We start from the raw sequence: 11997 nt of genomic DNA, 5'->3' as shown, positions 1-11997 counted from the left end.
CAGGTCCGAGGTTCCCTGAGCGACGCTCGACCGACTGCCGCGGCACCGGTACCCCACCCCCGGTACAGGCGAGCCGCCGTTATTCCCATCCGGGGAAAGATGCCGTTTCCACCGGGATGATGGCTCCGTCGATCGAGTGGAACACGGGTGCGCCGCCTGTTGGGAGCGGCGAGGTAGGGCAGGCGATGAGTCTCGATGTGCTGCAGGGGCTTCCGCCTGTCGTTGTCGAGTGTCTCATCGGCTATGTCCCGCGCGCCGACGAAAAAGGTCTGCGAGCGATCGGTGACCACTGGGACTACACCGCCACGGGGTGCCGGGACAAGGCCGCAGAGCTGGACGCCCTGGCCGACCGGACCGCGGCGACGAGCAGCGGGCAGGCCAGTGAATCACTGGTTCATCAGTGCCGCAAGACAGCCGGTAGCTTCCGGACACAGGCCGACTACTGCGACAGTCTCGCCAAACAGGCGCACGAGCAGGCCACCCAGAGCGAGTTCATGACGCTGCAGGCGGCCGCGTTCGGGGTCATTCTCACAGCGTCGCTCGCGAGTATGGCCTTGACCATGGGCGCGACCGCGGTGCCCCAGCAGTACTTCGTCCGGCAGGCCACCGATCGGACACTCACGATCTATTGGAAGGCCCTGCTGGAATGGGTTGCCGTGCACGGGCTTCGCGCCGCCACGGAACGTTCGGCCATGCAGTTGGCGGTACGGGCCGGCGTGATCGGGATGCTGCAGGTCGGCGGAATCGACGCCGGTATCCAGGCGTATCAGATCCACGAGGGGCATCGCGAGAAGTTCGACCTGAAGTCGTTCGCGGTGGCCACCGGCGCCGGGCTGGCCGGCGGCATCGCCGGTGGGGTGGCGGGCCATTGGCTGGGCAAGCGGCTGATACCGAAGGTCAGCGCGCGGGCCGAACTCGCCTCCACCGCGGCGCGGCGGATGCTCCTCCAGCTCGGCGGCGCCGCCACGATCGGCGCGGGAGCCGGCCTCGTGGGTGGCGTCGCCGGAACCGCCGTCTCCGTTGCCGCATCGGGTGGCGAATTCACCTGGAAGACCGTGTCTCAAGGTCTGCTCCCGGCCATCACCACCGGCTTCCTCGGATCGGCCGCATATTCGGCACGCCAGATCCGAGTGTCCACGCGCGCACCGGAATTGCTCGCCCGGCCGGTCGACCACGAATCGGCCACGCACGCGCCGGAACCGATGCTCGACGCACAGGGACTCAACCCCGAGGTGGCTCGGATCCTGGACCAGATCCGGAGCGTCCACGACGAGTCGGGCAAGCCGGGGCACAACTCTCCCACCGGGGAGAGTGCGGGCACGGCGATCAAGACGCCGGCGTTGGGCGCGTTGCCGGGCCGGCCGTGGTGGGAGAGCAACCGCGCGGGCGAGTTGGAGGGGGCGAAGGTCGCGAAGGCACACACCTCGTTGCCGGAACGCCCGGTCAATGCCGTCGCACCCGAGAATATTCGGATTCCGAAGACAGCCGCGGATCAGCCCGCGGTGTCGACCGAGCCTCCGGCGCAGGGGCAGCAGTCCACAGCGCCGGAGACCTCGACGCCACCCATCTCGAACCGGTCCGAATCGCTTGTCGTACCCCGCGCCATACCGGCGGAGAAGCCGGCGGCCGAACCGGTTCCGAACCCGAGGCCGGTGGACGGCGCGGAGTCCGGGCCGAGCACCGCAACCACCGCGCAGGGCGCCGGTGAGCGGGGCGCATTCCCCGCGAAAGAATCTACGGCGCAACCGAAGTCGACCCCCGAGCCCGCGCGGCAACGCGACGAGGGCGGCCCGGTAGCCGAGCCCGGCGTCGCCGCGAAGACATCGAAAGATGCTGCCGCACTGCCGGAACCCGGGCAGAAGGCTGCTGTCGCACCCGATCGGCAAGTGCCACAGAAGCTCGACGGCGACGACTCCTTCAATGCCGCACCGCAATCGGGGGACGAGCCCGCACAGGCGCAGTCGACGGCACGACCCGAGCTCGCTGAACCCTCCGGCCCCGCGGCGGTGGCCTCGGACGGCAAGGCGTCGACACCGGCCCTCGCCGGTACGGAGTCGCGCACAGCCTCGGCGGCACCGCTGGGCGATGCCGATCCGTCGAAGATCTCGAAGTCCGGTGCCGAACTCGACGCGCCGCGCAATGTCACACCGGTCATGGCCGATGTGAGCCGGGTCGGGATGCCGCCGTTACCGCCCCCGGCCCCGACCCCGGCGGGCGACGTTCAGCCGGTGCCGGCCGACGCCACTCCCGCCGAGGCGAAAAGCCATATCGCGGAACAGATCGCGCGCGAGGAGCAGCGTGCCGCGAAGCTCCGCGAAGGCGAAGTAGAACGCCTGAACACCTCGGCAAAGACCCGGGATGAGGCCCAGGAAGCGGTGGCCGAACAGCAAGTCTCGCTCGAGCAGGCCCGAAACCGAGAGGTATCCGCCCGCCGCGCGGCGGAGCAGGCACAGGCCACGCAGGAATCGCGTGCCGCGCAGGCGCGCGCCGCCGAACAGACGGCCCGGGAGGCACGTCGGCGCGCCGACACCGCGGAACAGGAAGCGCTGACCGCGAGCGAGCGACGCGGCACGGCCGAACAGGAGGTACGGGCGGCACAGCGCCGGGCTCGCGCGGCACACAAACGGCTGCTCGCGGCCGAAGAGGCGGTGCGCGCGGCACAGGAACAGGTGCGCGTCGCCGAGGAGCAGCTGACCCGGACGCGCGAAAACACGGTCCCCGGTGACGAATCCACCACCAGAGCGCATGAGCAGGCGCGGGAGGCACGCGAGCGGGCACTGGCCGAGCGGGACCGCGCGCGCGAAGCCCGGGAGCGGGCCCGCGCCGCCGACGAGCGGGCCCGCGCCGCACGGGAGGACGCCGAGACGGCCCGTGAGCAGGCGCGTGCCGCGCAGGCAGAGGCCCACGCCGCTCGGGACGAGGCGGTCGCCGCCGGCGAGCGAGCCGCCGGCGAGCGCCGGGAGGCGCAGGCCGCGCTCGCCCGGGCGGTCGCCGAACACGACGCCGCGGTCGCTGCCCACGAACACACCGTCGAGGCCCGCGATCGCGCATCCCTCGCGCTCACGCTCGGACAGGACGCCTACCAGGCGGCGGTGGCCCTGCGTGAGGCCACCATCCGGGAAACCGTGATCGCGCTGGTGAAACTGTCCGACGAGGCGGGCGTGGCGTTGATGCGGGCGTTCGAATCCGGCGCGCTCCCCGACCGGGCCGCCGTCTTCAAGGCGGTAGCGAATGAGCGAGTTCGTGCCGCGCTGGCCGCGGCGCGGGCGATCGGTGCCATACGCGAATTGTCCAGCGCGATAGGCGGTCTCGGACCGATCGAACAAATGGGGCCGAAACAGCTGATCACCGCGATCACACGGGGCAGAACCGAAGAGCGCATCGCCGCGATGACGGAATGGATCCGCCGCGGCGACGATCGCCATCGCATCGCCCGCGAAACCCAGGTCGCGACCTTTCTGGCGCTGGAACACGGTCCGGTCGATATGAAGACCGGCGAGGGGAAGACGCTGGTGATGGTGATGAGCCTGGTCTCCGACGCGGTCGATCACGGCACCGCCCACGCCTGGACCAGTAGCGACCTGTTGGCCGGCGAGCTGGCGGGCGAATTGCACGACTTCCTGGTGCGGCCGGACGGCGATGTCGGTGTCGATGTCGTCCGCATGGATCAGGACGGCCCGTTGCCCGAACTGCCCGAAGGCCGCCGTCGCATCGTCGTCGGCACCAAGGAGGACTACGTATTCCGGGCGCTGAAGGTCGCCAACGACATGGTCGACCAACTGGCCGCGGCCGGAGCCTCCCCGCACGAGATCGAAGCGCTGCGCATGTGGCTCAACGAGAAACCACCGATCGACGCCATCAAGAAGCAGCTCGACCTCGCCGCCGCCGATCACGGGCTTCAACAACGCTACGATCCGTTCCCCGCCGGAAAGCTCACCATCGATGAACTCGATTCCATCTACGACGGCCAGGTCGAATGTGTGCTGTCCCCCGGCGCGGCCGAAGACGCGAGTCCCGAACAGCAAGCGCGAATCAGGAGCATCTGGCAACGCCTGACTACCGCGGAGCGCGAATACGGCCTGACCGCAGCCGATTTCGGCCGCCCGGACAATACGCGCGGGATGTGGAACTCGCGCACCACCGAGGCCGCGATCGCCAAACTCCAGAGGGACGGGGGCGAGCCGGTCACCGCGGAGGATGCGCAACTGTTCGCGCACGCCGCGAACGCCCGCTGGGGTGTCGAGCGCCGGACCCATTACATCGTCTACGAGGAAACGGTCACCGGCGAGAAGAGCGCCGACACCGCATCGGGCGAGAACGGTAAGCCCGAAACCGCGCGCAAGATCGGCATCCTCGCCTCCGAGACCACCGACAAACCGCAATGGGACCGGACCAAGTCCTCCGAGGTCCGGTGGCAGGGCGTGGCTCAGTTCGTCGAGTTCAAAGAGGGCGTCCCGATCCGCGCCGAGCAGCAACATTCGATGCGGATGTCGGCCCAGCAGCTGATCGGCACCGAGCTGTTGTTCCGGCCGACCGGACTGTCCGGAACGCTCAAATACGTCGAAACACCGCTCTACGAGGACTACAACGTCGGTCCTGTATCGGAAATGGGAAAGTACTACACCTCGAAGCTCACGCGGCTCGAACCCATATTTCGGGAGAACAGTTCGGCCAAACTCGAACAAATGGCCCGCGACATACTCAGGGATGCCGAAATCGTGTTCGACGAGGAGACCGGGACGTATCGGCAGGAGGGGCTGCCCCAGTGGGTGGTCATGCTGGACAACGGCGATATCCGCGGTGACCCGCAATCCGGGCGCAAGGGCCTGATCGACTACATCAACGAGATCGGCCACGAACGGTTCACTGAGAAATACGGCGCGAAGTTCGAGCTGAAATACGAGGTCGTCGACGCGGATTTCTATGCCGAACACGGCGGCAGTAATGCCGCCGCCGAATCGCTCGTCCGCCAGAAGATCAAGGAATTCGGTGACCTCGGCACCATCTACATCACCAACAAGGACGGCAGCCGTGGCGCCGACCCGACACCGACGCAGGCGGCCATCGATCGCGGCGGCGTCATGGGCAAAACCTCCGGCGGCCCGGCCTATTCGGAACGAGTGAACCAGCAGGTCGACGGACGCCCCGCCCGCAGCGGCTCCGGCGACGACCGGGAGAACGGCGGAACCCCCGGCAGCACCGTGCATTACATCTCACCCGAGGACTTCCGCGGCACGGTCGCCGACAACGGTGTCGTCCAGCAGATCGTGCTCTACCAGAAAGCCGCCGAAAACCACACGGCCGCCGAGCGAGCTCTGCGCACACACGACACACCGGAAAACCGCGAAAAGGTCGGTGCTGCCGCGAAAGCCAAGGCCGCCACCGAAACCATCCTTCGTGATCAGGCGGTCCCTGCCATGAAGGCCGCCGTCGAAGCAAACCTGCTGGCCTCCCGCCACCACACCACCTACAGAGCCAACGCGCCACCGGCCGTGAACCAGGACACCGACACGTCCGTACCGGAGCGACCGCCGCAACCACCACCTCGGCCCGCACCGGCCACGGGCTCCGCCGACCGCACCCCGACTCCGGATTCCGGCCCGGTATCCGGTCGCGGCACGGACTCGACGCCCGACGACGCCTGGCAGCAGGCCCGGGAGGGAAAACCGGGCGCATTCGTCACACTCCTGGTGCAGCATGGCCAGGCGCTGAACGCGAAACTCGCGAGCACCCTCGGCTGGGATCCGCGCGGCCCCGCCGCCGCGCCGGTTCAACAGCTCACCGAGCACCTCACGCTCGCCGCATTCGCCGCGGCACAACGCAATCAATGGGTCGTCCCCGCGGAGGCGACCCCCGATGCCTGGCTGCTCGAACAGGCACACAACGCACTGCTCGACGGATTCGGACATCTACCCGATACGGTCCCTATCACCGGTGCGCTGGCCGCCATACAGTCCGGCGCCCAGCTCACCACCGAACAGAGCGGCGCCATAACACAACTCACCGCCGCCGTCGGCGAGCAGATCGCCGATATCGACTTCGAGGCCCTGTTCGACACGCCCGCGACTCCCGGCGATTCGGAAACGCCCGACACCGAGACGGCGCGGCCTGATCACCAAACCTTCACGCCACCAGCCGATGCCGGTCAGCACAACACCCCGCAACCGAAGTTCGACCCCGATGCCGCGCCACCGGGGATGGATAACGACACGGCCTGGAATTTGCGCACGCTGCGCCAACGACTCGTGGCGACCTACCGCGACTCCGACCAGTTCTCCGACGCGCTGGCCTCCCTGCTCACCGCCCTTCCCCTCGCCGCGCTCCAGCAGCGACTGGAACAACTCACCCCCAATCAGCGCGAAGCGCTCGACCTGCGCTACCGCCGCGGCCAACGCGGCCTCGACAACGAGCAGGCCGCATCGATCCACAACGCCCGCGCCACCGCGGACGAACAGTGGCAACCGGCCACCATCCAAGCCCTCACCGTCGGCGCGCTCCACGCCCTCGCCCGAACCCTCACCACCGCACCAGCGGTCACCTCGAACCAGCCGATACTCACCGACACCGAAGCCGCCGCAGTCCATCTCCTCGCCACCGGCACACCGAATTCCGTCATCGCCCCCCAACTCGGCATACCTCGCGAGCAAGTGCCTGCCCTCGCCCTCACCATCGGCACCAAATTCGGCACCGCCACCATCGCCGGCAGCGTCACCGAAGCGATCCGCTACGGATACCTCGACCCCACCACCATCGCACTACCCGAACACCCCGGCGCACTCGATATCTCGCCCGTTCAGACCCGGGTCGTGACCCTCGCGGCGCAAGGCAGGGCAGCGGCGGAGACCGCCACCGAACTCGACATCTCCGACACCAAGGTCCGCAACTACCTCACCGACATCGGACACCGGCTCGGCACCCGCACCCCCGCCGCCTCGGCAGCCACCGCCATCCGCACCGGGCTCATCGACATCCACGCACCCGACTGGCCACAACATCGTTCGCCCGCCGCAGAACCCGATCCGGACCCCGCGCACCACCCGAACCGACGAGCCCCCAACCCCGGCACCCAGAACACCGAAACTCCCGGCGGCACAGTCGACGAGCGCCATTTCCCCCGGGCGCTCGCCGCTGCCTACGCCGCGCTCGACGACTCCCCCGAAGGCGAAGAAGCACGCTCCGCTCTCATCAGCGTGTCTCCGGAGATGTTGCAGCGGCACCTCGATCAGCTCCACCCCAGCCAGCGCCGAATTCTCGGGCTGCGATATCGCGGCGGGCTCACGGAACAACAGATCGCCCGAGCCCACAACGCCGACACCGCCCCCCGCGAGCACTGGCGGCCCGACACGGTGCGCGCCATCGCGAACGGCGCACTGCACCGTCTGTTCCGATCGATAACCACCGCACTGTCGACCACCGCCACCGGCCCCACCCTCACCAGCGAGCAGATCGCCCTGATCGAACTGCTCGCCGTCGGCACGCCCAACGCCGTCATCGCCCGATCACTCCGCCTGCCCCCGCATCTCATACCGGACTTCATCCGGGAGCTCGAGCCCCTTCTCGGCACCACCACCATCGCCGGCACCGTGGCCGCGGCGATCCGCCGCGGTGATATCGACCTCACCACCATCGTGCTGCCGAAAAGTGCTCGCGCACTGCGTCTCTCACCTGTCCAGACGAAGGTCCTCACCCGCACCGTCCAAGGGCGGCCGGCGGCCGAGATCGCCGGCGAACTCGAGATCCCCGAGGCAAAGGTGCGCGCCTACCTCACCTACCTTGGACACCGCCTGGGCACCAACACCGCCGCGGCCACCACCGCCACCGCCATCCGCGCCGGACTCATCGACATCCACACACCGGATCGGTCGCACCCCGCGGCGCCGAACAGGAGCGGCGGGAATCTCGACGTTGCCGCGCCCGGGCGAACCGGCGTTTCGATCAACGAGATCTCGATCGCCGAACCATCCAGCAGACAAGAGGATTTCGAACTCGTCCCCGGTCCGGCCGTGGCGGGGCTGCTGTCGGCAACGCCGGCCGAGATCGACGGCACACTGTCGCCGAGACTCGCGAACGACGCGCCCGGGCAGCAAGAACTCCCGACCGAGGTTCTCGAGTGCATGCCCTGGATCGCCCACATGCTGCGCGCTATCGGCATCGACAACACCGATCCCGACAACGCCACCCGGCACCATCGAATCCAGGACACCGCGGCCAACCTCGGCACCCACCTCGAGAAGGTCGTTCTGACCGACGTCGACAACCCCGCACGCCTGGCCCTCGAAAAACTCGAGAAAAACCCCCACCTCGACACCGTGGTCACGGTCATCGGCCACAACGCGGACGACACCACCGGCCGAGAAGCCAAAGCCCACGTCTACTTCGCCACCCGAATCGGCGACGAAATCTTCGTCGCCGACAACCTCATCCCGGGCAACCACCGCATCCGACCCGCACACACCGAACCAACCGACACCACACAACCCTGGAAACCCACCTACGCCGACATCGACTACGCCTACACAATCGAATACACCAACACCGAAAACGGACTCACCCCCCACCAAGCACCCACCGAACCCCAAATAGCCAACGAACACAAAGAACGAAAAGTCACCGGCCCACCCGACAACAGCCAGGTTGAGACCGAGCAGGGGCGGTCGCACCAGCGAGTCACCGAAGAGATCGACATCGCGCGATATCAGTACCATCGCCCGGAACCTCGGGCGGCCGTCATAGCGGTTCTGGATCGTCTGTTCGAAGTACTGGAGGGCCTGCTCCCGGAGGCATCGCCCGCTGCGCTGTGGCGCACCTTCAACGCGCGCGAGAATACGTTGTGGGGCGGAATGATTCCGCACTGGTCTTCGTGGGAGGAGTTGCGCGCCAAGGGAAATCTGCGTGAACTGATGTCGGCGATGCTCAACGCGATGATCCGGAACGCGGAACTTCGACAGACCGCGACCGGATTCACCCTCGATGACGGGATTGCCCGCCTGTTGAATCAGGAGGGCTGGGAGACACGGGCCCGCGCGCTGCGGCTCGATGTGGACATGTTGGCGGAGGTGCGTGCGACCTTCGCTCCCGGAACGACGATTACGGCCGCGATGTTGCGAGAGGTGCGCCATACCCTGGTGCACAACCGTGGCGCCGATTCCGCTTTCGTCGAATACGAGCAGCGTCACGAGTTGACTCGATCGCGTCCGGCGGCCGAACAGCGACGTCGCCATTTCACCTCGAGCGATCTGGCCGCGTTCGGTATGCCGTTGTCGCCCCGCGAATTCGCCGGGCTTCTCCGTCGCCCCCGAGTGCTTCGGATCGACCAGCTCGATCCGAGCGCCGAACTCCCGTACGACGAACAGGGCAAGGTCGACACCGACCGGCTCGAAACAGACCTGCGGGCGGCCGACCCGACCGTCGAATACATTCTGCCGATCTACCGCGACGAATCGGTGATCGCAGTTCACGTCTACCACGATGCCGGGTATATCGACCCGGTCAACGCCGGCCGTCTCGATCCGGCCCGGTACACGGTCGAGCTACCGTGGCGGCAGGGCAACGCGCTCGTCGACCTCAACCCGCGAACACACCTTCACGAGGACCTCGCGGCGCGGGAGATCCTGTCCAGATCGGGTATTTCCGGCACCGCCGATCGGATAGTCGCCCGATTCGGGTGGCTGCGGCCGCCGGGCGTATCCGAAGGTGACTTCATCGCCGCGATGCTGCCGTTCCTGATACCGCACCACTCGCTCTACGAAATCGAACAGGGACTCCGGATGATGGGCAAGTCCCTCACCGGCAATCCGGAATCCGCACTGCGCGAGGAGAATATCGCCGAGTTCCTCGATGAGGTGCACGCCGCCTTCGGTCCTCCGGCGGCGACCGATTCCGAGACCGCGACCGCCTTCGGCACGCCCGAATCGACGATGGCGGTCGCCGATGCGATGGATTCACCGGAAGTATCGGCGTGGGGCTTCGACCGCGCCGGGCCGGCGGCCGAATTCCCGGTGCTGCGGATCGAACCGTTCACCGAGACCTGGGAGGTTCCGCGCGATGAACACGGCATGGTCGATACCACCGCGTTGGTAACCCGATTGCGGTCCCAGGTCGCGGCGATCGATTCCGTTGCGGTGAGTTACGCCCTCGACGAGAACGCCCGGCCACGATTCGACAACGGCCGGGCGATCGTGACCGAGATCAAGGTTCTGCGCACAGTGGGCAGCGTCGATCGGACCAATGCGGGCCGCCTCGACCCTCGAATCTATGTCGTCCCCGGAGCGAGCGAGCTCGCCTCGAATATCCAACGACCCCAGCCGAAACCGGAAGCGTCGCCATCGGAGGGAACCTCGACGAACCGCGCCGGCCGAGCCGCCACCCGCACCGTTCCCGACGCCGTCGGTGCCGTCGGCGAAAATCCACTCTCCGACCACACGCCCACATCCTCTCGCCGTGCGAAGGCGCGAACGATGGGCGAGTTCACTATGGTCGGCGGCCATGGTTTCGCGCGTGGGAACAACGCGCAGCAGGCCACCACACAGCCCGAAGCAACCGGGCAGGACCGCGGCGAACTGGTAGTCGCCGATCAGGACCAGGAAGGCCCCGGCGCCGATGATCCGCTCGAAGCCTGGAAACAGCAGCTCGAGGCGCAGGGAGTCGACGCCGACACGGCGTTGGCGGCGGCCGAAAAAGTCTACGACTATCTGCGTTTCGACCCCGAATGGACGCTGACGCCCGCGCGTATTCCCGAACTCGAGCGCGACGGCAAGATCATCCTGCTGGCCTTTGGCAGTCCGGAGGACGGAACCGCGGTCTTCCTCGATCAGGTCGTCCGCATGCTCGGGCCGGAAAAGGTCATAGTGGTGACCTCCGGATGGGACCGGATACACGGCACCGCAACCAAGAAATTCGGCGCCGAGGACAAGCCCCAACGGCCGCATATGACGGAGGCCGAACGCTACCGATTGATAGCCCTGCAAAACGGCACGCGGCCACTGGATTTCATCCCGGAGCCGCTGGCGGAAAATACTCAGGGCAACATCGTGGAATCGATGAAACTGCTCGAAGAGAAGCTGGGACTTCCGGCGATCGAAGCCGCGGTCGTGGTCAGCTGGCCGGGTCATCTGCGCCGATCCGTCAGCACCAGCAGGTTCTTCTACCGGAAACTCCAGACGCTGTATGCGGTCGCTCCGGAGATTTCCTTCGAGACCTTCATCCGTTACGGGGCTCGCTCGGCGGTGGAGCCCCCGCGGTCTCCAGCACAGGTCACCGCGGCCATCCTGGGCGAACTGAGAGGTCTGCTGGAAGCCCCGGCGTTGGGCAAAATGTCCTACCAGGACATTCCGCTCGAAGTCCTCGAGGCCTACCGTTACGCGGCCGAATCACTGAATATTGCGGTCGCGCCGACTTTGAAACAGGAGATAGCGGACAAGGTCCGCCGGAAGCGGACAGCGGAGGCGGTCGCTCGATTCGGTGAACGCGTTCGAGGCCGGGCCACGACGGACATCGATGGATATCGAGAATTCGTCCATATCGCGGGCGGGCCCCGGCACGAGAGCCTTTACGCCCTGACCCAGGCCATCCGAGACGGCGAGATACCCGCGCACCCGAATCCGGTATTCGATATCGCGGTCCTGAACGATCGAGAGAAGCAAGTTCTCCAGCTTCTCACGACTCGTAGGTCTCGGCTCGAGATTGCCGAATCGCTCGGAATCGCCCGCAGTACCGTGAACGTCGCAGTCCACTCCGCTGTGCGCAAACTCGGTGCGCACAGCGACGCCGAGGCCGTGGCGATGATTCTCGGTGCGCTCGATCGCGAACGCGTACTGAGCCTGCTGGTCCGAGGGAGAAGCAGGAAAAGTGTTGCGCGGGAACTGAATCTGAAGACCGCGCAGGTGAACGAAATCCTGCGCGGTCTCGCGGATGACCTCGGCGTGGAATTCCGGATGCCGCTGGTCGTGGCCGAGGCCGTCCGTCGTGGATTGGTCGCCGGCCCCGAGGTCCCCGGCC

At 67.1% G+C, this 11997-nt stretch carries 1 protein-coding gene (only partly in view); it reads left to right on the top strand.

Annotated features, from left to right (window positions below; all coding sequences use genetic code 11):
- Window positions 1-185: 185 nt before the first annotated feature.
- Window positions 186-11997, top strand: the start of a protein-coding gene (locus tag LKD76_RS04725) for an amidase family protein (protein WP_227985501.1). It continues 23519 nt past the right edge of the window; only the first 11812 of its 35331 coding nucleotides appear in the window; the start codon lies at window positions 186-188; its stop codon lies beyond the right edge, outside the window.

Origin of the sequence: Nocardia spumae, from assembly GCF_020733635.1 — a bacterium.
Taxonomy (GTDB): Bacteria; Actinomycetota; Actinomycetes; order Mycobacteriales; family Mycobacteriaceae; genus Nocardia; species Nocardia spumae.
Note: the sequence above shows the minus strand (reverse complement) of the source record. Positions and strands in the feature narration are given on the sequence as shown.